At 59.4% G+C, this 26,852-nt stretch carries 26 protein-coding genes; 7 read left to right on the forward strand and 19 right to left on the reverse strand.

Features of this window, described 5'->3' with window-relative positions; all coding sequences use genetic code 11:
- Positions 1-14: 14 nt before the first annotated feature.
- The 8 genes from recG to queD are packed head-to-tail and all read right to left on the reverse strand — an operon-like array spanning position 15 to position 7,303.
- Positions 15-2,036, reverse strand: a complete 2,022-nt coding sequence (gene recG / locus EH55_RS05080; RefSeq protein WP_070110087.1) for an ATP-dependent DNA helicase RecG — start codon at positions 2,034-2,036, stop codon at positions 15-17.
- Complete coding sequence (locus tag EH55_RS05085; protein WP_051682661.1) at positions 2,020-2,655, reverse strand: DivIVA domain-containing protein; 636 nt, start codon at positions 2,653-2,655, stop codon at positions 2,020-2,022. The genes recG and EH55_RS05085 overlap by 17 nt, the downstream gene beginning before the upstream one ends.
- Entirely contained in the window at positions 2,656-3,390 is a 735-nt protein-coding gene (locus EH55_RS05090; RefSeq protein WP_051682662.1) for a YggS family pyridoxal phosphate-dependent enzyme, read from the reverse strand. It lies immediately after the preceding gene.
- Complete coding sequence (locus tag EH55_RS05095) at positions 3,384-4,319, reverse strand: RND family efflux transporter (protein ID WP_051682663.1); 936 nt, start codon at positions 4,317-4,319, stop codon at positions 3,384-3,386. Before EH55_RS05095 ends, EH55_RS05090 begins: the two co-directional genes overlap by 7 nt.
- A gap of 11 nt (positions 4,320-4,330) precedes the next feature.
- The gene (locus EH55_RS05100) at positions 4,331-4,969 is read right to left on the reverse strand and encodes an HAD family hydrolase (protein ID WP_037975371.1); all 639 of its coding nucleotides are present in this window, start codon (positions 4,967-4,969) and stop codon (positions 4,331-4,333) included.
- 1 nt (position 4,970) lies between these two features.
- A complete protein-coding gene (locus EH55_RS05105; protein WP_051682664.1) occupies positions 4,971-6,167 on the reverse strand; it encodes a class I SAM-dependent rRNA methyltransferase in 1,197 nt (398 codons plus the stop codon).
- Positions 6,160-6,939, reverse strand: a complete 780-nt coding sequence (gene folE2, locus EH55_RS05110) for a GTP cyclohydrolase FolE2 (protein ID WP_037975372.1) — start codon at positions 6,937-6,939, stop codon at positions 6,160-6,162. The genes EH55_RS05105 and folE2 overlap by 8 nt, the downstream gene beginning before the upstream one ends.
- Entirely contained in the window at positions 6,932-7,303 is a 372-nt protein-coding gene (queD, locus tag EH55_RS05115) for a 6-carboxytetrahydropterin synthase QueD (RefSeq protein ID WP_037975374.1), read from the reverse strand. Before queD ends, folE2 begins: the two co-directional genes overlap by 8 nt.
- A gap of 167 nt (positions 7,304-7,470) precedes the next feature.
- Between queD and EH55_RS05120 the strand changes: the two genes are divergently transcribed.
- Positions 7,471-8,034: a flavodoxin family protein gene (locus tag EH55_RS05120; RefSeq protein ID WP_037975375.1), complete on the forward strand. Its 564-nt coding sequence runs from the start codon at positions 7,471-7,473 to the stop codon at positions 8,032-8,034.
- Positions 8,035-8,049: 15 nt separating this feature from the next.
- On the forward strand, positions 8,050-9,048 hold the full coding sequence (gene galE, locus EH55_RS05125; RefSeq protein WP_037975377.1) for a UDP-glucose 4-epimerase GalE: 999 nt from the start codon (positions 8,050-8,052) through the stop codon (positions 9,046-9,048).
- 50 nt (positions 9,049-9,098) lie between these two features.
- On the opposite strand, the gene EH55_RS13405 is transcribed toward galE, so the two are convergent.
- The 8 genes from EH55_RS13405 to EH55_RS05165 form a co-directional block, all read right to left on the reverse strand.
- Entirely contained in the window at positions 9,099-9,689 is a 591-nt protein-coding gene (locus EH55_RS13405; protein ID WP_051682665.1) for a nucleotidyltransferase family protein, read from the reverse strand.
- A 2-nt stretch (positions 9,690-9,691) separates the two neighbouring features.
- A complete protein-coding gene (gene yqeC, locus EH55_RS13410) occupies positions 9,692-10,462 on the reverse strand; it encodes a selenium cofactor biosynthesis protein YqeC (RefSeq protein ID WP_160170728.1) in 771 nt (256 codons plus the stop codon).
- Between the two features lie 12 nt (positions 10,463-10,474).
- On the reverse strand, positions 10,475-12,226 hold the full coding sequence (locus EH55_RS05140) for a PEP/pyruvate-binding domain-containing protein (protein WP_051682675.1): 1,752 nt from the start codon (positions 12,224-12,226) through the stop codon (positions 10,475-10,477).
- Entirely contained in the window at positions 12,226-13,962 is a 1,737-nt protein-coding gene (locus EH55_RS05145) for a PEP/pyruvate-binding domain-containing protein (RefSeq protein ID WP_051682667.1), read from the reverse strand. Before EH55_RS05145 ends, EH55_RS05140 begins: the two co-directional genes overlap by 1 nt.
- A gap of 184 nt (positions 13,963-14,146) precedes the next feature.
- On the reverse strand, positions 14,147-14,896 hold the full coding sequence (gene gpmA, locus EH55_RS05150; protein ID WP_037975381.1) for a 2,3-diphosphoglycerate-dependent phosphoglycerate mutase: 750 nt from the start codon (positions 14,894-14,896) through the stop codon (positions 14,147-14,149).
- A gap of 64 nt (positions 14,897-14,960) precedes the next feature.
- Positions 14,961-15,755: a YdcF family protein gene (locus EH55_RS13415; protein ID WP_051682668.1), complete on the reverse strand. Its 795-nt coding sequence runs from the start codon at positions 15,753-15,755 to the stop codon at positions 14,961-14,963.
- 92 nt (positions 15,756-15,847) lie between these two features.
- Complete coding sequence (gene gyrB, locus EH55_RS05160) at positions 15,848-17,791, reverse strand: DNA topoisomerase (ATP-hydrolyzing) subunit B (protein ID WP_051682669.1); 1,944 nt, start codon at positions 17,789-17,791, stop codon at positions 15,848-15,850.
- A gap of 24 nt (positions 17,792-17,815) precedes the next feature.
- Positions 17,816-18,010 carry a hypothetical protein gene (locus tag EH55_RS05165; RefSeq protein ID WP_037975382.1) on the reverse strand — a complete coding sequence of 65 codons (195 nt, stop codon included), beginning with the start codon at positions 18,008-18,010 and terminating at the stop codon, positions 17,816-17,818.
- 63 nt (positions 18,011-18,073) lie between these two features.
- Between EH55_RS05165 and EH55_RS05170 the strand changes: the two genes are divergently transcribed.
- The 5 genes from EH55_RS05170 to EH55_RS05190 all read left to right on the forward strand — a co-directional run bounded on the left by EH55_RS05170 (position 18,074) and on the right by EH55_RS05190 (position 24,367).
- Positions 18,074-19,261, forward strand: a complete 1,188-nt coding sequence (locus tag EH55_RS05170) for a glycosyltransferase family protein (protein ID WP_037975384.1) — start codon at positions 18,074-18,076, stop codon at positions 19,259-19,261.
- Positions 19,262-19,461: 200 nt separating this feature from the next.
- Positions 19,462-21,651, forward strand: a complete 2,190-nt coding sequence (locus EH55_RS05175) for a patatin-like phospholipase family protein (RefSeq protein ID WP_051682670.1) — start codon at positions 19,462-19,464, stop codon at positions 21,649-21,651.
- 145 nt (positions 21,652-21,796) lie between these two features.
- Positions 21,797-22,345 carry a biotin transporter BioY gene (locus EH55_RS05180; protein ID WP_037975385.1) on the forward strand — a complete coding sequence of 183 codons (549 nt, stop codon included), beginning with the start codon at positions 21,797-21,799 and terminating at the stop codon, positions 22,343-22,345.
- A 219-nt stretch (positions 22,346-22,564) separates the two neighbouring features.
- Positions 22,565-23,860 carry an RNA-binding domain-containing protein gene (locus tag EH55_RS05185; protein WP_037975387.1) on the forward strand — a complete coding sequence of 432 codons (1,296 nt, stop codon included), beginning with the start codon at positions 22,565-22,567 and terminating at the stop codon, positions 23,858-23,860.
- A 63-nt stretch (positions 23,861-23,923) separates the two neighbouring features.
- The gene (locus tag EH55_RS05190; RefSeq protein ID WP_037975389.1) at positions 23,924-24,367 is read left to right on the forward strand and encodes a sodium:solute symporter family transporter; all 444 of its coding nucleotides are present in this window, start codon (positions 23,924-23,926) and stop codon (positions 24,365-24,367) included.
- 428 nt (positions 24,368-24,795) lie between these two features.
- On the opposite strand, the gene rpsI is transcribed toward EH55_RS05190, so the two are convergent.
- The 3 genes from rpsI to EH55_RS05205 form a co-directional block, all read right to left on the reverse strand.
- Positions 24,796-25,191, reverse strand: a complete 396-nt coding sequence (rpsI, locus tag EH55_RS05195) for a 30S ribosomal protein S9 (RefSeq protein WP_037975390.1) — start codon at positions 25,189-25,191, stop codon at positions 24,796-24,798.
- Between the two features lie 15 nt (positions 25,192-25,206).
- The gene (gene rplM, locus EH55_RS05200) at positions 25,207-25,641 is read right to left on the reverse strand and encodes a 50S ribosomal protein L13 (RefSeq protein WP_037975392.1); all 435 of its coding nucleotides are present in this window, start codon (positions 25,639-25,641) and stop codon (positions 25,207-25,209) included.
- A 159-nt stretch (positions 25,642-25,800) separates the two neighbouring features.
- Entirely contained in the window at positions 25,801-26,844 is a 1,044-nt protein-coding gene (locus tag EH55_RS05205; protein WP_037975393.1) for a nicotinate phosphoribosyltransferase, read from the reverse strand.
- Positions 26,845-26,852 lie beyond the last annotated feature (8 nt).

Below are 26,852 nucleotides of genomic sequence, written 5' to 3' on the forward strand. Positions count from 1 at the left end.
TACCGCGCCCGCGTCTATTTGTTTTTCAGATATTCTTCGGCGTCCTTTCTCGCTTCTTCGGCGAGCGAAAAATCTTTTCTGAGGTCGGCTATTTTGAAGTTCGCGAGCCCGTGCTGCGCCAAGCCGGCGAGCTCGCCTTCACCGCGCTGTTCGAGGTCGGCCCTCGCTATCGCGAATCCGTCGTCGGTCGCGGCGAAGGCTCTGAGGCGTTCCGTCTCGCCTCCGCTCCCGGCGATGAGCACGCAGACGCCGCGGCGCGCGCCGCGGCCGACGCGTCCGCGCAGCTGATGCAGCTGCGAGAGGCCGTAGCGCTCGGGGGATTCTATCACGATGACCGTGGCCTCGGGCACGTCGACTCCGACTTCGAGGACCGTCGTTCCGACGAGCAGCTGCGATTTTCCGTCGCGGAAGGAGGCTATCGCCGCGTCTTTCTGTTCCGCGCCCATGCGGCCGTGTATCAGCGAGATTTTTATCGGCGGAAGTTTTTTCTTCAGCCATTCGAAGCGCTGTCCCGCGGCCGGGAGCGTAGAGCCTTCATCTTCCTCGACGCGCGGACATATCCAGTAGACGCGCCCGCCGTGCGCTATTTCTTCGGCGATGAAGCGCAGCAGCTTCGGCAGCGCCGCGACGTCTATCACACGCGTTGCCGGAGGCACACGCCCCGCCGGCTTTTCGTCTATCACGGATATGTCCATGTCGCCGCAGAGGGTCTGCGCCATCGTGCGCGGTATCGGCGTCGCGCTCATCATCAGCAGGTGCGGCCTCCCGCCGTCTTTCAGCAGGCACGCGCGCTGCCTGACGCCGAAGCGCTGTTGTTCGTCTATTATCACGGCTCCGAGGTTTTTGAAGTGCAGTTCGTCGGAGAGCAGCGCCTGGGTGCCGGTGACGACGTCGATCGAACCGTCGAGCGCTCCCGCTAAAGTTTCGCGCCGCACGCGAGCCGGCATTTTGGATTTCAGCATCGCGCAGACGACGCCGGCAGGAGCCAAGTATTTCAGCGCCTGGGCGTGCAGCTGCTCGACGAGCGTTTCCGTGGGGGCCATCAGCGCGCACTGCGCGCCGCCGTCGCAGACGCAGGCCGCGAAGGCCGCCGCGACGAGCGTTTTGCCGGAGCCTACGTCGCCCTGCAGCAGGCGCGATATCGGAGCGCCGGAGGCACCGTCGTTTATTATCTCGTCGAGGGCTTTCTTTTGCGACGAGGTGAGAGAAAAGGGAAGGGAGGAGACGAACGCGTCGAAGCGAGCGCCTTTGACGAGCGGGAACGAGCGGCAGCACTCGCGCTCTCTGCGCCGTTCCGCGAGCAGCAGATGGAGCTTGAAAAGTTCTTCGTAGGCGAGGCGCCTGCGCGCCTCTTTCCAGCTTTCCGGCGACTGCGGGAAGTGCATCTCGCGCAGCGCGTCGGCGGCGGAGAGCAGTCCGTTTTTACGGGCGACGCTCTGCGGCAGCTCTTCGGGCATGAAGGGAAGGTATTCTTCGACCGCTCGCTTCGCGGCGGAGCGCAGCGTTTTCTGCGTTATTCCTTCGACGGCCGGATAGATCGGTATTATGCCGCAGAAGGAGCTTTCCTCTTGTTCGTCCCGCCCGCGGCATATTGTGAATTCCGGCTCGGTCATTTCGAATACGTCGCCGTGCAGCAGCGGCGTGCCGTAGAGCAGCAGCGCCGCGCCGTCCGCAAGGGTCTTTTCCAGCCGGCGGCGGTTGAACCAGGCGGCGCGCAGCTCTCCGGTGCCGTCCGATAGGAGGCAGGTCGTTATGCGCCGCCCTCCCGAGAGCATCTTCGTCTCCGCGCAGCGCACCGAGGCGCGGACGACGGCCGGGAAGCCCGGCACGAGGGCTGAGATATTTTTCTTGCCGCGCCTGTCTTCGTAGCGGCGCGGCAAAAGAAAGAGAAGGTCGCGGACGCTGCGTACGCCGAGTTTTTCAAAGAGCGCGCGGCGGCGCGGCCCGATGCCTTTCAATTCGGATATCGGAGAGTCTATTTTGTCCTGCCGGGCTTTTCCCGACGCTCCGGCTTTATTTTCAGTCCTGTTTGCCAATCAGATCCTCAGGATTCACGCCGAGCAGTCCGTAGGCGGCCTCAAGATCTTTGCGGCTGTTTTTCTGCTCCTGACCCTCCGGCTGGTTCTGAGATTCGGCCGGGCTCTCCGCTTCGTCCTTCGGTGCGTCTTCGAGCACCGCTTCGACGGCGCCCCTCAGCTGCGACGCGTTGATGGACTGCGTCAGCTGGTTGTCGAATTTCGCGAGCATTCCGCGGAATTCCTGCGCGTACATGTCGCGGATGTTGCGTATCTGCTCCACTCCGGCGCGGAGACGCTTCACCTCTTCGGCGGTGTCACGGCGCATCGCCTCGGCCTCGGCACGCGCGTCCTCGAGGATTTTGTTCGCCTGCTCGCGAGCGCTCTTCACGCGGTCGTCTGCGCTCTTCTGAGCCATCAGCAGCGCCTCGTGCAGCACGTCCTTCATGCGATCGTATTCGGCAAGGCTCTCCTGCTTCGCGGCCAGCTCCTGCTCGAGTTCCTTGTTTTTCTTGTTGTACGCCTGCAGGGCCTCGGCGACGTTGTCAAGAAATTCGTCCACCTCGGCGGTATCGTACCCTCTGAGGCTCTTCTTGAACGACTGATTGACGATATCAAGCGATGTCAAAAGCTCCGGCATTTATTCCGCTCCTTTGTCGATAGTATTTTTATTATTATAATTTCTTTTCCCAAAAATCGCACTCCCGATGCGCACGATGGTGCTTCCCTCTTCTATCGCGACGCGGAAGTCGCCGCTCATGCCCATCGAGAGTTCAGGCAGCGGGAGCCCCGAGGAGCGCCGCAGCTTTTCGCGGAGCTCGCGCAGCGCGGAGAAGATCCTTCTCAGCTCGCCTTCGTCGTCGGTGTCGCGCGCGACCGTCATGAGGCCGCGCACCTCTACGCGCGGGCAGCTTTCGAGTACGGCGCCGAGCGCCGCGGGCGCCGCCTCCGGCGCCAGACCGCCCTTCGCTTCTTCGCCGGAGACGTTCACCTCGATGAAGACCGGATAAGCGGAGACGCACTTCTCACCCGCTATTCTGTTTATGGCCGCCGCGATCCCGGCCGAATCGACGCTCTCTATAAGGTCGAAGGTCTCCATCGCGCGGCGGATTTTGTTTTTCTGAAGCCTGCCGATCATATGCCACGGGCAGGACGTAAGCCCCGGCGGCCAGGCCGCGCGCTTCGCGGCCGCCTCCTGGACTCTGTTCTCCCCGATAAGGTCGACGAGCGGTGCGGCCTCCTCCATCGCTTCAAGCGAATGATACTTAGTCACGCCCATCAGCTTTACCCTCGACGCGGCGCGCCCGCTTTTCGCCGCGGCTTCGGCTATCTCTTCCCTGACCTTCGCGACCTTTTCCGCGATCCCGGCTACCATAGCTGTATCCTTCCCTCACGCGCCTCCGCGGCGTTTTCAACTATCGCGTCTCCTACGGAGACGCCATTTGTCACGAGAAATTTATTGTTCTCTATCATAATGCCTTCGACGGGCGTGAATATGACGCGCGCGCCGCGCACGAGATACAGCCCGCGGCTGCCGTTTTTCTCCAGTATGGCGCTCTCCGGCACGAGCGCACCCTTCGTGAGCCCCGCGTCGATAGTCAGAGTGTAGTTGCGCGAAAGCACGAGGTCGGGAGGGAACCACGGCATCGTCACGTATATCTTCGTAAGCTCGCCCGACTTCTGCGTGACGCGTATGTCAGCTCTTGAGACGGTGTCGTCGACATCCATTCTGACGCGGAATTTTTTGCGCCGTATCTGCTCCTCGGCGTCGCCCTTCAGCTTCATATAGCCGAGAAAGCGGAGGTCCTGCGGCTGCTCGATTATCTTGCCTATAGTCCCGCCGCGCGATGCCGACGCGCCGTCCGCTATGAAGCGCAGCTTGGCAGGCTTCTGGAAGAATTCGGCGCTCTCCTGCCAGAGCTCCGAGTAGCGCCACCTGCTCTCCTGTCCGTCGACGCCGGCGACGAAGTAGCCCTGCTGGAAGGCCTTCACCTCGCGCCCTCCGACCCGCGCGACGACGGCGCCGCGCGCGACGCGGACAGGCCCCTTGCCGAGCGGGAAGGAAAGCTGCCCCGAGGCCGGAGCCTTCAGCAGTGCCTCTTTCCAGAGCAGCAGCCCCTTGACATTTATAACGTTTATCTCTATGCCGGGGACGGCCCACGTTATCCCGGGGTGCAGATATTCGTAGCGGTTGAAGTAGGACTTGAAGCCCCATGCCCACAGCGCTGCTATGGCCGCGACGCCGAGCCAGTATGTTATGCGGAAACTTCTTTTTTTTTCTTCCGGCTTATAGCGTCTGACCATTTTGCCGTCCTTTATTCGATTCCGAGCAGCGGCGGAACTTCCGCAATGTCCGCCACGACGCACCACGCGCCGGCTTCGGCTAGCTTTTCTTTTCCGAAGTAGCCCGTAGCGGAGCCTATGCCGCGCACCGACGCGGCGACCGATGTCTTCATGTCTATATCCGTGTCGCCGACGTAAAAGGAATTTTCGGCGTCCGCGCCGAGACGTCCCATCGCCGTAAAGAGCGCCTCCGGGTCAGGCTTGGCCTTCGTTATGTCTTCGAGCCCGACGACGGCATCCATGTACGGCGCGATGCCGACGCCCTCTACGACCTTACGCGCAAAGCGGCGGTTCGACGCGACGCCGGTCTTTACGCCCGCGGCGCGCAGCTTTGAAAGCGTCGGCAACACGTTTGCAAAAAGGCGGATCTCGCTCTGCTCCAAGCCGCGAAAGTTTTCGCGGTAATACGCCAGCCATTCGTCTTTATAATCGCCCCAATAGAGGCGCCAGCTCTCTTCCACCGGCAGCCCTATGCCTTCTAGCACTTTCTTTCTTGAAATCGTCGGAAGCCCGAACTTCGCCGCGACAAGATTCGTGCACTTGTGTATCGCGTGGCTGCTGTCGGCGAGCGTCATGTCAAAGTCAAATATTACCGCCTTCGTATCGTTCACACTAATCAACTTTTATTACAAATCCCTTCAGATAATTTGTCTCCGGCGCGGAGAGCAGCGCCGGATGGTCCGCCGGTTGGCATATCTCGCTCGCGACGCGGCAGTTCGCCTTAACGTCCTTAGCGGCCGAGGCCAGCACGTCGAGCAGCATCTCGCGCGTGAAAGCGTGGCTGCACGACAGGAAAAGCATGTATCCTCCTTCAGAAAGTCGGCGCAGCCCTTGCAACGCGAGCTCCTTATAGCCGCGCCGCGCCGAATCGAGCTGCCCCTTTCCGGGCGAGAAAGGCGGCGGATCCATGACGACTATATCGTAGCGCGCCCTCTCGGCGTCTAACTCGCGCAGTACGTCGAAGGCGTTGCCGCATACGAATTTCGCCCTGCCGTCGTCCAGGCCGTTCAACGCGATATTTTCCTTAGCACGGTCGAGCGCTCCTTGAGACTGGTCTACGGCCGTCACCGATGCCGCGCCGCCGGCGAGGGCGCGAAGTGTGAAATGCCCCTGATACGAGAAACAGTCGAGTACGCTCGCGCCGCCGTAAAGGGAATCGAACAGCGCGGGAACGCCGCGCACGTCGAGATACGCGCCAGTCTTCTGTCCGCCCGCTACGTCGACGCGCTCCAAAAAACCGCCTATCCGCACCTTCAGCGGCTCCTCCGGCATATCGCCGAGAAGCGGCTTTATCTCGCGCGGTATCCCCTCTTTTTCGAGGTACTTTGTGTCGTTGCGCAGTATCACCGCGGATAATTTTTTTACCTTGCGGAATATCTTCGCCACCTCTTCGGCGTGGCGGTACCAACCCATTATCGAGAGCTGCAGCACGAGCACGTCGCCGTAAAGGTCGGCCGTTATGCCGGGCAGCCCGTCCCCCTCGCCGTGCACCCAGCGGAAGGCCTCCTCGCCGGCGCACCACTTTTTTCTGTAATCTAGCGCTCTCTCGACGCGCCTGCGCAGCAGCTCCATCTGGTCCGGCTCGCGGCTGCCGAAGGAGAGCACGCGGAGGCAGAGCTCGCTATCGCTCCACAGCCCCCAGGCGACGCGCTCCCCGCTTCTTTCTTCGAGCGGCACTATATCGCCGGGCGCGCACTGCGGCAGTTGCAGCAGATTCCCTTTGAATATCCACGGATGCCCGCGCTTTATGCGCTCCGCGCCGGCCTCGTTCAGCAGAGCGCGGCGGAGCAGCCGCCTGTCGTTAGCCATTCCGCTTGTCGCCGACTATCACGGCGAAGGCGTCGTGGTTGTGTATGCTCTCGTGGCTCGCGACCGAAACGCGGTACCATAAGACGCGCGGCTCGGCCCGCATCGCGAGGGCGAGGTCGCGCACCGCGTCTTCCACGAATTTCGGGTGCATATACGCGCGCTCGGTGACGAATTTTTCATCCTCGCGCTTCAGCAGGCTGTATATCGGCGCGGAGGCGCAGTCGTCGGCCATCTTCACAAACTCTTCGAGCCATACGAAGCCGGAAAGCCGCACCTCCATCACGGCGTGAGCGCGCTGATTGTGCGCGCCGAAGTCGGAAATTTCCTTCGAGCAGGGACAGAGAGTCTGTATCGGCGCCGTCACCGTCGTAACAAGGTCAAATTCGTCGTCTACTAAAGAGGCGTCGAAGCGCACGTCGCAGCGCACGCGCCCCTTAGCGCCGCTGACCGGCGCGGATTTCGTTATAAAGTACGGGAAATCGAATAGCGCGTGCGCGTCCCTCGCCGCGAGCCTCGCGCGCAAAGTTTCGAGAAGCCCCTCCATGTTGTGGAAGGTAACGCGCTTTTCCTGAGAGCTCAGCACCTCGACGAATCTGCTCATATGCGTGCCCCTGTAGTCGCGCGGCAATGAGACTGAGAGGCTCACGTTCGCGATCGTCTCCTGAGTCCCGCTGTCGCGGTCCGGCACCGCTATCGGCCACGAAATGTCGCGTACGCCGACGCGGTCTATCTCAAGATTTCTGTCGTCCGTTTCGTTCTGGACGTCACGCATCTTTTACATCCTCCCTGCGGCACACCACGAAGGAGCCCTCCGTCTCCCAGAGGCACACCTCGCTTAGGCGGCAGTTCTCACGCACCAGAGCGCCGTCGAGCGCGCGGAATATCCACATCGAAATATATTCCGCTGTAGGCTGCGGCAGGATGTCGTTTATATAAGAGTGGTCGAGCTTGGAAAGCACGAGTTCGCCGACAATCTTTTTCAGTTCGGCGAAGTCGCAGATCATGCCCTCGGCGTCGGGCGCGCCCTCGAGCGTGACGCGCAGATGGTACGTATGGCCGTGCAATCGCTCACATTTGCCGTGATAATGTATAAGGTTGTGCGCGGCGTCGAATTTAAAATCGCGGCATAGCAGCATAATCATCCCTCCCGATTTAGCGCCGTCTTTTGCGGCGGGACGTCGTTCGCAAACGCCGGCACAGACACGATAATAGATGATTGTATCACGCAACCGGCGAAATTGCCTATTTTAGGGGGAAATATTATAATTCACAGACTAAGTATCTGCAAATCGGAGGGATGGGAATGGAAGGTAAAAAGGTTGTAACGCTGCTTCTCGGAAGCCCTCGCAAAGGCGGCAACAGCGAGCAGCTTGCCGACTCTCTCGCAAAGGGCGCCGAAGAAAAAGGATGCGAGGTCCGCAAGGTGCGCCTCGCGGGCAAAAAACTAAACGGCTGCTTCGACTGCCGAAAATGCTGGAGCACCGGCGCGCCGTGCGTCCAGCGCGACGACATGGCGCAGGTGTACGAAGACATAGCGGCGGCCGACGTACTCGTCTTCGCGACGCCGCTCTACTTCTATTCGTGGAGCTCACAAATCAAGCCGGTGTGGGACAGGCTGCTGCCCTTCTACGCCGAAAACGCGAAGATAAAGGTCGCGTGCAAAAAGGCGGCGCTGCTCGCTGCTGCGGGAGACGCCGAGGATAACGTCTTCGACGGGCTCAAGGCCTCCTTCCGCCTCGCATGCGGCTTCACGAAATGGGAGATAGCGGGAATGATCTGCGCCGCCGGCATGTACCCGAAGAGCGACATGGCCGAAAAGGGCGGAAAGTTCCTCGCGGAAGCCTATGAGCTCGGCAAAAAGCTGTAAGGCGAACTTGGAAAATTGGAAAACATCCTTGTAACGGGGGGGGCCGGCTTCATCGGCTCCCATACCTGCGTGACGCTGCTCGATGGCGGATACTCCGTCGTCATAGCGGACGATTTCTCTAACAGCGGGCCGAGGTCCCTCGACGCTATCCGCGCGATAACGGGGCGCGACTTCCTCTTTTACGAGGTGGACGTTGCGGAGGCGGCGGCCGTCGAGAAAATTTTCGGCGAAAATAAAATCGACGGCGTGATTCATTTCGCAGGCTTCAAAGCGGTCGGCGAATCTGTGGAAAAGCCGCTCGAATATTACCGCAACAACCTTCTCAGCACGATAGAGCTCGCGCGCGCCTGCGCCGCGCACGGCGTGCCGAAGTTCGTCTTTTCATCGTCGGCGACGGTCTACGGCGGCGGCGAGCCGCCCTTTCTCGAGAGCGCGCCTCTTATGCCGGCGACAAATCCCTACGGCGAGACGAAGGCCGTCTGCGAAAAAATCCTGACCGACGCGGCGCGCGCGAACAAAGGCCTGTCGGTCTCGCTGCTGCGCTACTTCAACCCCGTCGGCGCGCACGAGAGCGGGCTGCTGGGCGAAGCGCCGAACGGCGTTCCCAACAACCTGATGCCCTATATAACGAAGGTCGCGAAGGGCGAGCTGAAAGAGCTGAGAATCTTCGGAGGCGACTACGACACGGCGGACGGCACCGGCGTGCGCGACTACATACACGTGATGGACCTTGCGGAGGGGCACGTGGCAGCGCTGAAAAAGGCTCCGGCGGGCGTCTCCGTCTACAATCTCGGGAGCGGCGTCGGCACCTCGGTGTTGCAGCTCGTCGCGGCTTTCGAACGCGTGAACAGCGTAAAGATAGCGCGCCGGATGGCGCCGCGCAGGCACGGCGACATAGCGGCATGCTGGGCCGACGCGGGCAAGGCCGAGCGCGAGCTCGGCTGGAAGACGCGCCGCACGATAGAAGATATGTGCCGCGACGCATGGAGATTCGAGAAGGGCTTCGCCGGATAAAAAATTTTCCCGTATAAGAGCGCGCCCGCGAAATAAAAGCGTGGACGCTCTTATTTCCCTGCGAGGCGCGCTTTCGACAGCAGCGCTTCGTACTCTTCCGGCGTGTCCATGTCTTTGAAGTGCGCGGCCGGCGCCGGGACGAGCTCGACCTCTTCGGCGAAGCGCTTCAGCATGTTTCTTCCGCCGGCGTCGCCGCTCGCGTCGGCGAATCTTTTCTTCCACAGAGCGCGGTAGAACATCGGGTGCCCGAAGACGCCCTCCCGGCACGGTGCGAGGACGCTCTTGCCGGGCGACAGCGCCGAAAATTTTTCTGCGAGCGCCGCCATATCCTCCGAGCTAACGAGGGGAAGGTCCCCCAGCATTATGCAGAAGTCCGCGCCCTCCGGCAGCATCGCGAGCCCTATCGCAAGAGAGCTCGACTGCCCGCGCTCCGGGGCCTCGTTAACGCGCGTCTCCACGCCGGGCGACGACGCTATTGCGGCCGCGACCTCGCGCGAAAGTACCGCGTTTATCTTCGAAAAGCCGGCGCCGCGAAGGTTGTCGATGACGCTCTCGACCACCGTTTTGCCGCCGAAGGGCAAAAGCAGCTTTTGGCGCCCCATCCGCGTAGAAAGCCCCGCGGCGAGCAGTATCGCCTGCATCTTCATCTCTCCGTATATCCGTATAATATGTTTTCCCGCTCAGAGGCGCAGAGCACCGCGTCATAGCTTTCCAGCAGCGCCGGGATGATCCACGCGAGCCGGCCGCGCGCCCCTTCGTCCGCTTCGTCCCACTTGTTGAGGATGAGGATTTTTTCCGCCGCGCGCGGCGCGTTTTTCAGCGGCCCGTTTTCTTCGCAGCGCAGGTATTTTAAATACTCGCGCTCCGTTATCGCAGCGCCCTCTTCGAGGCCGTGAAGGGCGCGGAACGCTTCGGCGCGGAAGACGCTTTCCTCGTCCGCCCTTTTCCCAAGGGCGTCGACGCCGGCGACCGCGAGCACGAAGCGGCAGTCTTGAGGCACCGGAGGCTCGTGGTCGCCGTAGCACTTCAGCGAGCGCCCGCGCGATCCGTCGCACTCTGCCACAACGAAGTCCGCCGCTCCGCCCGCAAGAAGCATTTCCAGCTCCTGCGGAGAGTAGCCGTGAAGTTTGTTCTTTTCATCCCGCAGCACCCCAGCCGCGGTGAGCGAAGGGCGCGGCTTCGCGGCTAAGAACGCGGCGCAGCTCCGTGCGTCGCCGATAAATACGTTTTCGCATTCGTCCGGCGTCGGCGAAAAAATTTTCGTCGTCGCCGTAAACAGCACGCGGCGCCTCTTCGCAAGCTCGCGCCCGAGGCCGTAAAGCAGCGTCGTCTTGCCTCCGCCGCCCGTTATGGCGGCGACCGCTTCGCCGCCTCGCTCCACCCTGCGCGCCAAAAATGAAAAAAGTTCCGTCACGGGCGCGGCCATTTATCGACGCGCGCCGCTCTGCGGCAGATTTTTATCGACGATCACGCCTCTGTTAGTTTCGCCGTCCATATAGACCGCGAAGCTGCCGCGATAGACGCGCACCGCGTCGTTTTTGCAGGTCTCGCACTCAACGCCTTCGAACCATTCGGAATTGAAAATGTTCCTATCTTCTCCGGCGAAGACCGGCATGTAAAGCACACCGTCGACCTCGAGGTCGGAGAAGAAGTGCGTGCCGTAGGAGAGCTCCGGCATGAAGCCGAGGCGCGGTATGCCGAGCTCCACCATCACGCGGCAGTGCGTCAGCTCGCTGTACTGCACAGGGACGCCGAGTTCGGGGTTGCTCGAGCCGATGCGCCCCGGCGCGACTAATATATACGGTTCGTCGGAGGCTCCGTTGATGTCGCCTATCAGCCTCGCGGTGCCGTAGAAGTCGCGATTCGCGTAGTAGCGCCCGTAATCGACGTAGATTATTTTCGAAATGCCGGCTATAGAGCCGTGTGTGACCATCCTGTCGGCCTGAAGCAGTATCTGTTTCTCCGCTACGGCGGGAATGCCGCCTTCGTTCTGGGCGTTCGACCAGAAGGGACGCGACTGTATAAGGCAGAGGGAGTCCTCCGTCGGTTCATAGGCGAACTCCATGTCAGCCGGCAGCCCCATCTCCGCTTCAAGAAGTTTCAGAGTCTTCTTCATCCTTTTATAAAAGCCGGGATATTTCTGCGGGAATTCGTCGAAGGTGAAGCATATCTTCGTTCCCGGCTGCAGCGCCGACATGTTTTTCATGACTTGCGAGAAGGCCCCCTCGCCGTCGGCGTAGCCGTATATCTGAGCGTAGGCGCTGAAATCCGGATGGTATTTTATCAGCTGGCGCCACTCCTTTTTTATGTCGAGCGTCGTCAGCGCGTCGGGGTTATCCCTGTCTATGACGTGGAAGGATTCCTGCGCTATCGCGGCGATCTTCTCCGGAGAAAAACCCTCGGGGCGCAGTATCGGATTGGAGAGCGAGACCGTGCGCGCGTATCCGCGCTTCGTGCTCATGGTCCCCATCCCGAAGACCATGCGCATCAGGCCGTCCTCCTGCCTTATTCGTGTCGTCCAGCGCCGGAAGTTCTGCGAATAGCCGACGCCGGCGATCGTCGGATAGTAATATCTGCCTCGCCAGCGTCCAGCCATGCGGATTATTATTATCCCCATGTCGTCCTCTCCGAGCCTGTGCCTCTCCCTGTACTCCTCCGCGGCGGGGAAGAAGGTGCGCGAATAGACGCGCTTCACCTCCCTTTCGACGGCAGCGGCACGCTCGGCGGCGCCGCCCTTGTCGTTGCAGAGGAAGGTCGTCAGATATTTTCCCGCGAAAGAATGCTTGACGTCGTCTTCAAGGCGGCTCGAACTCCTTATCGCGACGGGATCGTTCATCTCGGCTAAGAACTCCTCGATGAATTTCCGCGCGTCTGCGGGCAGGGGGGCCGCAAGAAAAGCCTCTTCGACGCGCCGCGGCTCTTTGCAGGAAAGCAGAGCCCGCAGCCCCGGCACGTTTTCAAGAAAGCGGTGGAATATCTCTACGCTCAGATATATCGAGCTCGGAAGCTTCGTCTTCGCGAGCTCCTCGTCGCCGCTGTCGCGCAGCTTCCGCAGCGCGAAGAGCAGAGAGCGCCCCTTGCCGCCTATCGTGCCTTTGCCGAGTATCAGCGGCGCGAACTCCGGATCGTCTTGAGGCTCCCACTCAAAATAAAGTTTTTTCGCCCGAGGGTCTTCCATCATTTTTCCCCCTTTCCTCCTACGCTTCGGTCTATCACGACGCCGACCTCGCTCTCTCCGTCGAGCAGAACGTCGAAGAGTCCTTCATACAGGCGTACCGCGGGATGCCCCGTCTTCTTCCAAGGATGTCCGTCGAACCACTCCCTGTTGAAGACGTCACCTTTCTCCCCTTCGAAGACAGGCAGATAAAGGGTGTTGTCGCCGTCCAGGTCGAGGAAGAAGTGGGTCCCGTAGGAGAGCTCCGGCGCCATTCCCTTCTGCGGGATGCCGAGCTCGGCGAGACAGCCCGAATTCGATATCTCATTATAGCGCACCGGCACGCCGAGCAGCGGGTTCGAACTGCCCCAACGCCCCGGGCCGACCAGTATGTAACGTTCGTCCTTCATCGTATCGTTAACGTCGCCGACGGCGCGCGCGACGTCTGAGAAGTCCGGCCGCTTGCCGTAAATGTCGGGGTCGACGTAGACGATGTGGCGCGCCCCTTCGAGCCTTCCATTCGCGACCATGCGGCTGCCGCGCAGAATCACTTCGTCGGGCGGTGTCTCGGGAATCTCGACGCGTCCCCTGTCGTCGTAGACGGAAAGCGGGCGCAGCTGCACCAGCGTTAAGCGGTCGGAATCCGCCTCGTAGGCGAACTCCATGTCGACCGGCAGCTGAAGCTCTTCTTCGAATAGGGAAAGCAGCGCTTTGAGGCGCGAGAAGAGCTTCGGGCAGCGCGACGGCAGCTCGGAAAAGGTGAACACCGGGCGCGGCATCACGAGGTTGCCGCGGTCCGTGTGTATCCAGTGGAAGGAATTTTCGCTGAACCATTCGAGGTACGCCGAAGCCATCTTATGCTTTTTCAGCACCTCTTTGACGTGTTTCGAGATGTGCAGCGAGGAAAATTTCCGCTCGTCGAGGTCGACGTAGTCGAAGTGCTCCTGCGAGTGGGTGACTATCTCTCGAGGCTTCGTCCCCTCAGGGCGCAGGTTCGGATTTGTAAGGTAAAAGGTCCTGGCGTAGGCGCGGTCGACGGTGCGCGTGCCGAGGCCGAAGCAGATGCGCGCGACGCCGTCCTCCTTCCTAATGCGCGGCGACGGACGGCGGAAGACCTTCGAAAACGCCGCGCCGGCCATCTCCGGGTAGAACATGCTGCCGTAGCGGCGCCCCTCTATCGGCTGAATCAGCACCGCCATGCGCTCGCCGCCCCATTTTATACCGTGCTTGCGCTTATATTCGCGCGCCGACGCGTTGTAGGTCGACGCGTAGACCATCTTTATCGCGCTTTCGAGCTCCGCGCGGCGCGCCTCCTTCGTACCGGCGTTCGACGAAAAGACCGTCGCGTACTTGCCGGCGAAGGAAAGGTTCACGTCATCCTCGAGCGTCGACGAAGAGCGGACGGAGATAGGGACCTCGATGAAAGAAAGAATTTTTTCCAGCGGCTCCTCCAACGACGGGGGCAGAGAGGCCTCCGCGCAGATCCTGTACAGCTCCGGCGCGTCGGAATGCTCGCGCAGACTCTCGAGGCGCTCCCAAAGGCCGTTGAGCTCCATAAATTCGTCGAAGGCCGACGTAGTGACGACGAACGAATATTCCGGCATATGCACGTCTTCGAGAAGCCCGTTTTTTTCGAGCACGTGATGGGCGAAGGAGAGCCCCTTGGCCTTGCCCCCGATGCGTCCGCCGCCTATCATCCAGCCGCGCTCCAGATAAAAAGGCTCCGGTTCAAAGCTCCTGTAAAAATCTCCATAATTCATGAAACATATCCCCCCTGTACAAACGGCAAAAGTCCCGCGTAAATTTTTTATAGCTTATCATTATAAACTATTTCTGCGTTTAAGTTATGAAAAAACGGGGAATATTACGCAGCCGTCGGAGGAAAATATAAAAAATGCGGCCCGGCAAAACGCCGGCCGCATTCACAGCGCAATTAGGCGAGCTCTACTTTTTCGCCGCACCCTGCTTGGCGACCGCAGCCTGAGCGGCCGCTATCGCTTCAGCGTCGCCGAGGTAGTAGTGCCTTATCGGCTTCATGTCGTCTCCAAGCTCGTAGACTAGGGGCACGCCAGTCGGTATGTTTATCTCAAGGATATCTTTTTCCGAAACGTCGTCAAGGTATTTGACGAGCGCACGGATGCTGTTGCCGTGCGCCGCGACGATGACGCGCCGGCCGGCCTTCACGTCGGGGACTATGGCCTGTTCCCAATACGGCACGACGCGCGATACCGTGTCGGCGAGACATTCGCCGAGTGGAAGCTCCTCTGCGGAAAGCGACGCGTAGCGGCTCTCGCGTCCGGGCCAGCGCTCGTCGGATTTTTCTAGGAGAGGCGGGCGCGTCGCGTAGCTGCGGCGCCATATCTTCACCTGCGCGTCCCCGTACTTCGCCGCGGTGTCGGCCTTGTTCAGCCCCTGCAGCGCGCCGTAGTGGCGCTCGTTGAGGCGCCACGACTTCTCCACGGGGATCCACATCAAATCCGTTTCTTCGAGGACTGCCCAGAGCGTTTTTATCGCGCGGCGCAGCACCGACGTAAAGGCCTTGTCGAATACGTAGCCTTCCTTCTTCAGCAGCGCTCCGGCGGCCTTCGCCTCCGCGAGCCCCTTCTCGGAAAGCGGCACATCCTGCCAGCCCGTGAAACGGTTCTCTTTATTCCACTCGCTTTCACCGTGTCTTATCAGAACTATCTTATACATAAGAGCGCCTCCAGCTGATTTTGTAGGAACTTCGGCTACATTGTCGGCCGTCGCCGGCGCGTTGTCAAGTGAGCGGGAATATGCGCCGGCAGAGCGAGGCGAGCTTGTGGGCCGCAATGCCCGCGTATTCGCGGAGGCCGGCGCAGGAGAGCGCGAAGCTGCCGCCGTCGGGGAGGAGGGATTGATATCCTCTTATAAGGGGATCCGTAATGCGCCACGGCGCGTAAGGATATAAGCCGACGTCGGGCAGCGCCTCTTTCGCGATCATCGTTGCACGGGGCAGATGATAGGCGTTCGTCACGACGATCAGGCGCTTTATGCCAAGCCGCCGGACGAGCTCCGCCGCGTATCTCATATTTTCGGCGGTAGTACGTGAGCGCTCTTCGAGCATTATCGCGCCGCGCCAGCCCATTTCACGCGCGGCCCGCGCGAGCGCAATCGCCTCGGAGCGGTCGCGGTCGCCGAAGGCGTTGCCGCCGGACATTATCATGACGGTTTTTCCTCCACGCGAAGCCGCGAGGCGGACGGCTGCGTAGAGCCGCTCAAGCGTAAGCGGCGAAGGGGCGATTGAAGAGCCCTCGCCGTCGTACGACGAACCGCCGGCGGGCACGAGGAGCGCGGCTTCGGCTTTATCAGGCGGCAGCGCGCTTTCAGTCATGCCCTCAAGCGTCCCCGTTATCAGCGCGGAGCCCGCCGGCGCGCTCATCAGGTAAAAGAGCGCCGCCAGCGCGGCGAGCAGCGCGGACAGGGACTTCCCGCGCGGGCGGCGCGACGCCGCGAACGCCGAAAAAAGCAACAGCAGGATGAAAAGCCCGGGAGGCACGGCGAGGGAGCCGGCCAGCTTGTAAATGAAGAACATTATCCGCTCCTTACGCCCGGGCCCCGCGCTCCCGCACGGGGCCCGGAACTACGCGCCGCGGACGCACGCCCTGCCCGTCGTCCCTCCGCGCGCTATATATCCAGATTCTTGACGTCCTTGCCGAACTGTTCGATGAACTTCCTGCGCGGCTCGACGACGTCGCCCATCAGCACTCCGAAGAGCTCGTCGGCTTCGACGGCATCCTGCACCTCGACACGGTTGATCACACGGTGCTCGGGGTTCATCGTCGTATCCCACAGCTGCTCGGCGTTCATCTCGCCGAGCCCTTTATAGCGCTGGACTTCGACCTTTTTGCCGTTAGCCTTGCTCTGCGCCTCCTTCATCTCTTTTTCGGAGAAGCAGTAGGTCGTATCCTTGCCGCACTGCACGCGGAAGAGCGGCGGCTGCGCGACGTAAAGGTAGCCCTTTTCGATTATCTGCGGCATGTAGCGGAAGAAGAGCGTCAGCAGCAGCGTCCTGATGTGCGCGCCGTCGACGTCGGCGTCCGCCATGATGAATATCTTGTGGTAGCGCAGCTTCTCTTCGTTGAAGTCGTCGCCTACGCCGCAGCCGAGCGCGAGGATTATGTTGCGTATCGTCTCGCTGCTAAGTATCTTTTCAAGGCGCGCCTTTTCGACGTTTAGAATCTTTCCGCGAAGCGGAAGTATCGCCTGGAATTCGCGGTTGCGCCCCTGCTTCGCACTGCCCCCCGCGGAGTCTCCCTCGACGATGTATATCTCGCAGTCGGCGGGATTCCTGTTCGAACAGTCGGAAAGCTTGCCGGGTAGCGTCAGTCCGCTCATCGCGGATTTGCGGCGCACGAGCTCTTTGGCCTTTTTAGCGGCCTCGCGGGCCTGGCGCGCGCGTATGGCGCTTTCGACTATCGGCTTGAGTATTTCGGGGCGCTCGTCGAGCGCCTCTTTTAGACCGTCGTAGACTATCGAATCGACGATGCCCTTGACGTCGCTGTTGCCGAGCTTGGTCTTCGTCTGCCCCTCGAACTGCGGCTCCATCACCTTGACCGATATCACCGCGGTGAGCCCCTCTTTGAGGTCGTCACCAGAGAGGTTGGCGTCCTTTTCCTTCAGTATCTTGAGTTTACGCGCCTCGTCGTTCACCGCGCGCGTGAGTGCGCTGCGGAAGCCGGCGACGTGGGTGCCGCCCTCTATCGTGTTGATGAGGTTGACGAAGCCGTAGAGCCTTTCAAGATACGAATCGTTGTACTGTATCGCGACCTCGACCTGCGTCCGCTCCTTCTCGCCGGAAATCAGCAGCGGCTCTTTGAATAGAGCTTCTTTGCCCTTGTTGAGATATTCCACGAACGCCGAGATGCCGCCCGGATAGTTGTACGTCCTCTTCTCCGGTTTCTCCGGGCGCAGGTCCTCGTAATTGATCGTGATGTGCGAGTTGAGGAAGGCAAGCTCGCGCAGCCGCTGCTTCAAAATATCCGACTGGAACTCCGCCGCCTGGAAAATCTCTTCGTCCGGCATGAACTGCACGCGCGTGCCGCGAAGCTCGGTGTCGCCGGCGACAGAAAGCCGCGTGACCGGTACGCCGCGCTCGTAGCGCTGGCGATATTCCTTGCCGCCGCGCCAAATAGTCAGCTCGAGCCACCGCGAAAGCGCGTTCACGACGGAGACGCCGACGCCGTGCAGGCCGCCGGAGACCTGATAGGCGCTCTTGTCGAACTTGCCGCCGGCGTGTAGGACGGTGAGGACGACTTCGGCGGCGGGCCTGCCCGACTCGTGCATCTCCGTCGGGATGCCGCGCCCGTTGTCCACGACCGTGACGCTGCCGTCTTCGTTGACCGAGACGTCGATCGTGTCGCAGAAGCCGGCGAGGGATTCGTCGATCGAGTTGTCTACCACCTCATAGACGAGATGGTGCAGGCCGCGCTGCCCCTGGTCGCCGATGTACATGCCCGGGCGCTTTCTCACCGCCTCGAGCCCTTCGAGCACGTGGATGTCCTTCGCAGTATAAGCCGACGCGTCCGCCCCGTTCTGCTGCGGGGCCGCCGGAATATCAAAATCTGACATATATAAAAGCTCCTTCGCCAAAAATTACAATTTTTCCGCCCGCAGATAAAGGGCTCCCTTCAGGAAAGCCCTGCTCCTGTCAGCGAGCGTGGGCGGCGTGAACGCGGCCTTCTCCTTTGCGCCGCTCCGCCTCAGAATCACCGTTTCGCCGCCTTCTCTGTAGATGGCGGCGACGTTTGCGAGACATAGGATGTTTTCGCCGCCAAGAGGAATAAACATTTGTAGAATCCTCCAATCAGTTTATAATTATACCATGTCGTCCGCCTGAAACGGAGTGTATCTATGGAGACATTATTCATACTCACGAACTCGCCCGGAGAACTCTCCGGCTGGCTTGCGCCGGCTGCGGCGGCGGCCGCGGCGAAAGCGCCGGGTCTGTGCGTAAGCGCGGTCACCCTGCCGTGCCCCTACGCGAGCGGCAGGGAGCTGGAAAGCGCGCTTCGACTGCGCGGCGTCTCCTCGGCCTCGACCTTCGGCGAAGCGATGAGGCGCGGCGCGGCGCGCGGCGGAAATATCATCCTGCAGCTCGGCGGCGACCCGATGTACGGCTGGGCCTTGTCGCGCAGGCTGCGCGCGCCGTGGACCATCTACACGGCGCGGCCGAGATGGCGCGGCAGCGTAGCGCATTACTTTATCCCGGACGAGGGTGCGCGGAGGCGCTTCGAAAAAGCTGGCGTCGAAGAAGCGCGGCGCACCGTCACAGGCGACCTGATGCTCGACAGCGTGCCGGAGCGCGGCGCCTGCCGCCCCGAAGATTTTCTCAGAAGCCGCGGCCTCGAAGGCGAAAAGCTGATCTGCTTCATGGCCGGTAGCCGCCCCTTCGAATACGGGCAGACGATAGGATTTTTCAGCGAATGCGCGAGGGCCCTCTACGAAAGATATCCTTCGTGGCGGGCGATATTCCCTCTGGCCCCGACGGTCGACGAAAAAATTCTGCGCGAAGGGATCGAAAGCGCCGGCTTCAAATGGCGCGGCGGCGGGTTTGCCGAAGAAATAGAAATTTTCGGCGGGCGTTCAGCTCTGCTCGTGCGCGAAAATCACTTCGACGCGATAGCGGCGTCGTCACTCGCGGTCGCCCTGCCGGGGACGAACAACCTACAGATCGCTTCGCTCGGCGTTCCGCTCTTCGTCGCGGCCCCGCTGAACCGCGCCGAGGAGATACCGCTCGACGGCATCGCCGGCGCGATACCTGCGGACAACAAGGCGATGCGCGCTCTCAAAAAAAAGCTCGTCTTTTACTACAACGGCCGCGAAAAATTCGTCTCGCTGCCGAACCGCATCTGCGGGCGCGCGCTCGTCGCGGAGCGGCGCGAGCTGATGACGCCGGAGAGCGCTTTTCGCTGTCTCTCGGAGCTCATAGAGGAGCCGGCCAAGCGCGAGAAGATCAGGGAAAATTACTCCGCGCTCAGCCTGAAGCGCGGCGCCGCCGAAAGAATCGTCGCTAAAATACTCGAACTGCTGCGAGCGTGAGGCGTGCTGGGCCTCCCGCGCCCCTTCCGGACAAACGGCGGGCGCTGGTTTCTTTTTCCACCCGCTCGGAACGCGCGGAAATGTTTTTAAACTGATATAATGGAACAGCGGATTTGCCGTTGCTGAACGGCTGAAAAATTGAGCTGCTTCCCCCTCGCGGAACGCGGGCGTTCGGAAGAGGCGGGGAGCGGAAAGGTCGAATGAGCGTGAAATTTTTAAAACATAAAATTCTGCTTTCAGCCGTGCTGATAATCGCGACCGCGGCGAACTGCGCGGCCGCGCAGTTCGCCGCCGACAGCGGCGAAACGCGGGATCACATGAGGGAGTGGGGCTTCCGGCACAACGACGGCGTGGTGCTCGCGCTCTGCGGCGGCGGCATGAAGGGGCTCGCCCACATAGGAGTCTTCGAAGTGCTCGAACGCGAAAACATCCCTATCTCCGCCATCATCGGCACGAGCATGGGCGCGATAATGGGGGGGCTTTACGCTTCCGGCAGGACGCCGGCGGAGATGCGCGAGATACTTTCAAAGTCCAACCTGATGGAGATAATGTCCGGACGCAGCCGCTCCGATACCTCCGGCGGATACAACGCTCCGCCCGTGCAGGGGGACGCGCTCTTTTCGATAACGGTCGACAAAAACAAAAACGAACGCGGCAGGCTCGGCATACTCGACGCAAAGGATCTTTACTCCTTCCTGAGCGAGCTCACCTCGAACGTAACAGTCACGGACTTCGACTATCTTCCGATACCATTCGCCGCGGTAGCGACCAACCTCGGCAACGGAGACACGGTCCTCCTGCGAAACGGCAACCTCGCTTCGGCTCTGCGCGCTTCGATGTCCATACCGGTCATCTTCGACCCGTGGCCGCTGAACGGCATGCTTTTGGTAGACGGCGGCATAAAAGCCAACCTTCCCGTGCTCGAGGCGAAGAAATTATTTCCCGGACACCCCGTCGTCGCGGTGAATCTATCGCCGGAGCAGTTAGACATGAGGCCGGAGCGCTTCAAATCGATCCTCGACGTCGCCTCCCAGACTCTTGACATATTAATGATGCAGTCGATCCGTGAAAACCTCGCTGCCGCGGACCTCGTCATAACACCGGACATCAGAGGTGTGAACACCTTCGAGACCGGCGGCTACGACAGAATAATAGACCTCGGCACGGCGGCCGCGGACGAAAAGGCCGGCGAGCTGAAAAAGCTCGTCGAGGAAAAGTGCGGCGTCTGGGACCACAGCAGGGCCGAGCGCCCGCAGCGCACGCCGCCGACTGTCAGCGAAGTCCGCTTCGAGGGGATGCCGAGCGGCGTCGCCGAAGAGCTGCACGAAAAATATGAGAGCTGGATAGGCAAGCCTCTCGACATGGCGCTTGTAGCCAACGCGGTAAAGAGCCTCTCCGAGCGCGACGACGTAAGATCCGTAGACGACCATATCGAGATACTTTCGTACGGCTCCGTCGCCGTCGTTTTCAAGATAGAAAGCCCGGCCAAATTCGAATTCAGCATCGACGGCTTTGCTAGCAACCTCTACTGGAACCGCTGGATCGCGCTGACAGGCACCGCGCGCGACACGATAATGCCGGGCGACGTCGCGTCGCTCGAACTGCGCCTCGGCACGACGTGGGGCGCGATGCTGCGCTACTTCACGGCCAACGACGAAAGGGACTCGCAGTGGGGGCTCACTCTCGCGGCACGGCGCGAAGAGTTCGAACCTTTCGAATACGGCGGAGATACGCAATTTGAAAGATATACTGCGAAGATCGCGTGGTACAAGACCTTCTCGAACCGCGCGCGGCTCGGCGTCGGCTACGCGGGACAGCGCGTGACGTCCCTCGGCGACGACTCGATACAGGGGCACGGACCATACCTCGCGTTCACCTTCAACACGCTTGACGACCAGATACTGCCGACTAAGGGCTTCGTCGTAAAGAGCGAGATGTGGTACCCGACGGACGAGACCCTCGTATCAGACACACGCTTCCGCGCCTACTTGCCGCTATTTAAGGGGAACAAGGTTATATTCGGCGGAGGTTTCAAAACGGGGGATGCCGATACGCTCGCTTACGCGGCCATGCTCGGAGCGAACGAAGAACTGTACAGCCTCGGGCAGCATCCGATAGCCGCCGACCAGGCTTACTGGCTACACCTCGGCTTCGAGCGCGCCTTCCTGCGCTCGTGGTGGGGCGGCGTGAACCTAGAGCTGTTCGGCAACTACGCTCAGGCCTTCCGCGACTGGGACAAGAGCGCGAGCCGCTGGGAGCTCGGCGCGGCGCTCTCGATCCCTACGAACAGGATACGCAGCAAGCTCGTCTTCGTTTACGACGACGAAGGTGGCTTCACCGTCGGTTACACGATAGGGATACCAAGATTCTGGGACGGCCCGATGCCGTAAAACATTCGGACGCAGCGTGAATCCACGAAGACGCCGGAAACTTTCGGCACCTTCGCTTTTATATCGAACAATTCCTCCGTGAGACACGTCAACCATTATTGATTATCAGGTTGACATGTTTGCGCATCGGAGTTACTATTTCGCCATGAAGATAAAATCGATGGTGCTGATATCGACATTCGCGGTATTGACGGCGGTCGGCGCAAGGCTGACGGTGCCTCTCCCCGTCATTCCCTTCACGCTGCAGACACTCTTTGCGATGCTCGCCGGACTCGTGCTCGGTCCGAAAAAAGGCGCGGCCTCCCAGCTGCTTTATATGGCGATGGGGCTCGCAGGCATCCCGGTATTCACGTCGGTCTGCGGCCCCGCGGCGCTCTTTTCGCCCTCGTTCGGCTATATCGTCGGCTTTTCGCTCTGCGCGCTGATCGGCGGCACGCTGAGGGATTATTTCAAGAAAAAGCGCGGCGAAGCGACGCGCGCGGCGCTCTTCGCCGCGGCCCTCGCAGGAGTCGCGGCGACCTACGCGGTCGGCGTCGCCTACCTTTACGCCGTGCTCAACGTCTGGGGAGGCGGAGCGACCTTATTCAAGGTACTATCGATAGGCTTTTTAACTACCGCGCCAGGCGACGTGATAAAAGCCGTAGTCGCCGCCGAAATAGCGCGCCGCCTCGCAAAGTACGGGATATCGGAATAGAAGGCAGCGCTCAAGCGCGCACGGCTTCCATCAAGAGGACGAGGGGCAAAGCCGCCCCGCTGCTTGCATTGTTTTTAAGGTTCCTCATTTTATACCTTTCAATTCGTTTGTCTTCTTATTGAACAAAGAGAACATTCACTGAATATTTACTCTGTCGTGATTGGCAAAGTGAATATTGTGAGTATAATATAATTAGGATTATTGTAAGGAGGAGATCCGATGAATTTTGAAACCGAAAATATTGAATTCAAATCTCAGTTCACCGAAGAAATTTATAAAGAAGTGATAGCCTTTGCCAATACAGATGGAGGCATTGTTTATGTCGGGATAGATAACGACGGGAATGTTATCGGATTGACCGACGTCGATAACGAATATGTCCGTATTACTAATGGTATCCGTGATGCAATCATGCCGGATGTCACTATGTTTGTGCGCTTCACCGTTCAGGAAAACAAGGTGGTGCGCATCACCGTAAGCGAAGGTACAAACAAGCCGTACTACCTCAAAGGGAAAGGTTTGAAGCCGAGCGGTGTTTATGTGCGTCAAGGCACTTCCAGCGTGCCTGCTTCGCTGGAGCTGATCCGCCGGATGATTAAGGAAAGCGACGGCGATACTTTTGAAGAGAACCGTTCTCTTGAGCAGGAATTGACATTTGACGCCGCAAAAAAAGCGTTTAAGCTTTACGGTGTGGAATTCAGCCCGGAAAAGTATAGCGCTCTCGGTATTACGCATAAGAAAGATGAAATTTACACCAACCTTGCGTTGATTCTTTCTGACCAATGTTCTCACACAACAAAAATTGCAGTGTTCAGCGATGATGCTTGTACCGTTTTTCGGGACAGCAAAGAATTCGGCGGTTCTATTTTCAAGCAATTTGAAGACGCTGTAAACTATTTGGCGTTATGCAATAAAACCAGATCTGTGATAAAGGGCGTTGTAAGAACGGATAAGCAGGATTATCCTGAGGAAGCCATCCGTGAAGCGCTGCTTAATGCGATTGTCCATCGTGATTACAGTTTCAGCGGCAGCATTATCATTAATGTTACCGATCATAGGATGGAATTCATTTCACTCGGCGGTCTTCTTCCAAGTCTTTCTCCCGACGATATTCGTTCCGGTATTTCTCAGCCGAGAAACAAGAATCTTGCCGAGGTGTTCCACTGCTTGCGTCTGATTGAAAGTTATGGTACCGGCATTCGCAGAATATTCAATCTATATTCCGGTTGCCCGGAACAACCTCAAATAGAAGTGACTACCAATACGTTCAAAATGGTACTTCCGAATATGAACGCTGTATCTGTTGCCGAGCCAAATTCCGTATCGGCGGTAACCCCACAGATGCAAAAGGTGCTCGATTATATCAAAGCGAATAGCCAAATCACCGAAAAAGAAATCAGCAAGCTGCTCGGGCTGAAAAAGACCCGCACCTTTACTGTCACAAAGCAGATGAGAGATCTCGGATTGATTAAAGTTATTGGTAGAGGCGAAAGCAAATATTATACGACGAAGTAAATCGTTTGTGGTCTATTTTTTATAAATAACAACCAGATCGGTATGATCGGATGGGCCGTTGGCATGATCATCCTGCTTCCGACGATTGCAGTTCTTGGATATGTGGGACGCCTGTATTTCGGAACCAACATTAAGGCTGCGCAGTCTATGCTTGCAACTGCAACGATAATTCCCTGGTACATAGGCGGACTTATGATGGCAGCTGCAGTCGCGTTTATAATCACTACCGGTGACTCCTATCTGTTGTCCGGTGCCACAAATCTGGCTACGGATGTCTACAATCATTTTAAAAAGGATGCAACCGACCGCGAGGTCCTCAGAGCAACACAGTGGAGTATTGTGATATTCGGCGCTCTGGCACTTGGGATCCTGAAATTTTTCCCGAGCATTCTGGCGATCCAGTACTGGTCTTACACGATCGTTGGCGCGGGCATTACACCGGCTCTGATCGGCTGCATTGTTTGCCCCGATAAGGTCAGCAAGTGGGGGGGATCCTCTCCATGGTAGGCGGTACATTGCTCACAATCGTCTGGGAGATGGCAGGACAGCCTTTCGGTCATGCGACAATTCTGGTGGCATTTCCGGTTTCGGTCATTCTGCTTGTGATTGGATCTATTCTGTTTAAGAATAAAAAGGTCACTGCATGATCGGAAGTCATGTGACGAGAGCAAATATTATTTGAATCAGGATTCACTGACGCATCGCGGAAACGATGACAAGGCAACTCTGAATAATATGAACATCAAGATGTAACTTGCCCAATCGCCGTAATTAAATCCGGTGATTGGGATTTTTTTTACGCCTTGACAAATGCAATGGTATTAGAATACTTGATGAAGGAAACATCCGTTAAGAATGTATTTTACAGCGCGCGCGGCGGGTAAAAAAAGAAGCCGCGTCGTGCGGCTTCTTTGTTCAATGACTTCTCGCAAAAACTAACGTTTGGAGAACTGCTTGTTCGCGCGCGCGCCTCTGAGCCCTACCTTCTTGCGCTCGACCATGCGGGAATCGCGCGTGAGGAAACCGGCCTTTTTGAGGACGGGGCGCATATCGGGGTACATCTTGAGCAGAGCGCGCGCCACTCCGAGGCGGATCGCGCCGGCCTGACCGGTAAGGCCGCCGCCGTGAGCGTTGACGAAGACGTCTATCTTGCCTTCGACTCCCGCCGTCGCCAGCGGCTCAGTGGCCTGCGAGGCCCAGAAGTAGCGCGGGAGGTAGTCCTTCACTTCGCGGTTGTTGATGAGGAACTTGCCTGAGCCCGCGCAGATGCGCACGCGTGCGATCGCGTTCTTTCTCCTGCCCGTCCCCCAGATAAATTTGTTGTCAGCCATTTTCTGTCACCCCTTTTAGTCTATCTTCTCGGGCTTCTGCGCCGCGTGCGGATGAGCGCCGCCGGCGTAGACCTTGAGCTTGCGGTACATGCCGCGTCCGAGCTTCGTCTTCGGGAGCATACCCCGGACTACGCGCTCTACGAGGCGCTCGGGCGAGCGATCGAGGACTTCCTTGTAGCTGAGGACCTTGAGTCCACCGGGATGTCCGCTGTGCCTTATTACCGTCGAATGGGTGAGCTTCTTGCCTGTGAGCACGACCTTGTCGGCGTTGACGATAACGACGAAATCGCCTGTATCTACGTGCGGCGTGTATGTCGGCTTATTTTTGCCTGTAAGTATGCGGGCGGCCTGCACCGCAAGGCGGCCAAGCGGCTTTTCCGCCGCGTCGAGCAGATACCATTTGCGCTCGACTTCTTCTTTTTTGGCCATGAAGGAACGTGTGCCTATCATGTTTCTTCCTCCTTAAGAAAATGTTGCTTTATCTTTTCGTTTTTATATCTCAAAGCGCCCTTTACCTGCTCCCTTCTGCCGTCACACGCGCGCGGCGATAGGCCGCGCCGACAGGGGAGACGCTTTTCGGCCGTCGTGGGGGGAAGGCGAAAAGCGGGACTAAAGCACGCGTTTAAGTTTCGGGTTCGGTATTATGCCGGGCAGGCGTCCGCGCTTCGCGAGCGGCTTGCCGTCGACCATTTTCAGATCCATCGTCATATCGCGCCGAGCTCCGCCGGTGATGTAGCTGCCTACGCCGTAGACGTCGGCTCCCGCTTCGTTCATCAGCTTTATGCGCTCCGGGGTGAGTCCGCCCGTCGCGATTATCTGGACCTTGGGGAAGCCCGCAAGGTCGAGCCGCCAGCGAATCTCCCTGACGAGGTCCGGCGTCACTCCGCCGCGCTCGCCCGGTGTGTCGAGGCGTATGCCGGAGAGTCTGTCGCCGAGAGCTTCCGCCACGCGCATCGTCTCTTCGGCTTCGTCTCTGAAGGTGTCGACGAGGACTATCCTCGCTTCCTCAGCTGGCACCTGAGCGTCGTAAAGTTTCGCCAGCTTCACGGTGTCGCCGACCATGAGGATGGCCGCGTGCGGCACGGTGCCCTTCGGCTCTTCGCCGCAGAGCTTCGCCGCAAGTATGCAGCTCATGGCGCTGCAGCCGGCTATCTTCGCGGCGCGCTCCATTACGGGAGCGATCGCCGGATGGACGTGGCGTGCGCCGAAGCAGAGGACGCTTCTTCCCTCTGCGGCCAAGACGCATTCTCTCGCCGCCGTAGCCCAGCCGGTCGATGAAGCGAGCATGCCCAGCAGGACGGTCTCATAAAGCCCGAACGATTCATAGCTGCCGGTAAAGCGCATTAGTACTTCTTTCGCCTCGAAGCTCTCGCCCTCGGCGAGCGATTCGATCTGCGGCGGATCAGGCAGTTTGCGGAAGAGGTTCAGGACTTCTTCGGAGCCTGCGAATATGCCGGGCTGGCGCGTGAACACCTCGGCTACGACCTGGGTGTCGAGAAGTCCGGCCGAGCGGAGCACGTCGCGCGTCTTCAAAAAATATATGTCGGTCGTCCAGCCCTCGAGTATCTCCTCATGGGTCGCGGAGAAGAGGCGTCCGTCGATATGCTTGTAAGAGGCTATATCCTTCAGCTTGTCCAAAGGCTTTATATTCATGGCGCGCC

Source organism: Synergistes jonesii, from assembly GCF_000712295.1.
Taxonomy (GTDB): domain Bacteria; phylum Synergistota; class Synergistia; order Synergistales; family Synergistaceae; genus Synergistes; species Synergistes jonesii.

Bases quoted from the DNA above. Each gene is read 5' to 3' on its own strand.
- EH55_RS05085 (WP_051682661.1), bottom strand. From the start codon at position 2,655: ATGCCGGAGCTTTTGACATCGCTTGATATCGTCAATCAGTCGTTCAAG.
- EH55_RS05090 (WP_051682662.1), bottom strand. From the start codon at position 3,390: ATGGTAGCCGGGATCGCGGAAAAGGTCGCGAAGGTCAGGGAAGAGATA.
- EH55_RS05095 (WP_051682663.1), bottom strand. From the start codon at position 4,319: ATGGTCAGACGCTATAAGCCGGAAGAAAAAAAAAGAAGTTTCCGCATA.
- EH55_RS05105 (WP_051682664.1), bottom strand. From the start codon at position 6,167: ATGGCTAACGACAGGCGGCTGCTCCGCCGCGCTCTGCTGAACGAGGCC.
- folE2 (WP_037975372.1), bottom strand. From the start codon at position 6,939: ATGCGTGACGTCCAGAACGAAACGGACGACAGAAATCTTGAGATAGAC.
- queD (WP_037975374.1), bottom strand. From the start codon at position 7,303: ATGCTGCTATGCCGCGATTTTAAATTCGACGCCGCGCACAACCTTATA.
- EH55_RS05120 (WP_037975375.1), top strand. From the start codon at position 7,471: ATGGAAGGTAAAAAGGTTGTAACGCTGCTTCTCGGAAGCCCTCGCAAA.
- EH55_RS13405 (WP_051682665.1), bottom strand. From the start codon at position 9,689: ATGCAGGCGATACTGCTCGCCGCGGGGCTTTCTACGCGGATGGGGCGC.
- EH55_RS05140 (WP_051682675.1), bottom strand. From the start codon at position 12,226: ATGGAAGACCCTCGGGCGAAAAAACTTTATTTTGAGTGGGAGCCTCAA.
- EH55_RS05145 (WP_051682667.1), bottom strand. From the start codon at position 13,962: ATGAATTATGGAGATTTTTACAGGAGCTTTGAACCGGAGCCTTTTTAT.
- gpmA (WP_037975381.1), bottom strand. From the start codon at position 14,896: ATGTATAAGATAGTTCTGATAAGACACGGTGAAAGCGAGTGGAATAAA.
- EH55_RS13415 (WP_051682668.1), bottom strand. From the start codon at position 15,755: ATGTTCTTCATTTACAAGCTGGCCGGCTCCCTCGCCGTGCCTCCCGGG.
- gyrB (WP_051682669.1), bottom strand. From the start codon at position 17,791: ATGTCAGATTTTGATATTCCGGCGGCCCCGCAGCAGAACGGGGCGGAC.
- EH55_RS05165 (WP_037975382.1), bottom strand. From the start codon at position 18,010: ATGTTTATTCCTCTTGGCGGCGAAAACATCCTATGTCTCGCAAACGTC.
- EH55_RS05170 (WP_037975384.1), top strand. From the start codon at position 18,074: ATGGAGACATTATTCATACTCACGAACTCGCCCGGAGAACTCTCCGGC.
- EH55_RS05175 (WP_051682670.1), top strand. From the start codon at position 19,462: ATGAGCGTGAAATTTTTAAAACATAAAATTCTGCTTTCAGCCGTGCTG.
- EH55_RS05180 (WP_037975385.1), top strand. From the start codon at position 21,797: ATGAAGATAAAATCGATGGTGCTGATATCGACATTCGCGGTATTGACG.
- EH55_RS05185 (WP_037975387.1), top strand. From the start codon at position 22,565: ATGAATTTTGAAACCGAAAATATTGAATTCAAATCTCAGTTCACCGAA.
- EH55_RS05190 (WP_037975389.1), top strand. From the start codon at position 23,924: ATGATCATCCTGCTTCCGACGATTGCAGTTCTTGGATATGTGGGACGC.
- rpsI (WP_037975390.1), bottom strand. From the start codon at position 25,191: ATGGCTGACAACAAATTTATCTGGGGGACGGGCAGGAGAAAGAACGCG.
- rplM (WP_037975392.1), bottom strand. From the start codon at position 25,641: ATGATAGGCACACGTTCCTTCATGGCCAAAAAAGAAGAAGTCGAGCGC.
- EH55_RS05205 (WP_037975393.1), bottom strand. From the start codon at position 26,844: ATGAATATAAAGCCTTTGGACAAGCTGAAGGATATAGCCTCTTACAAG.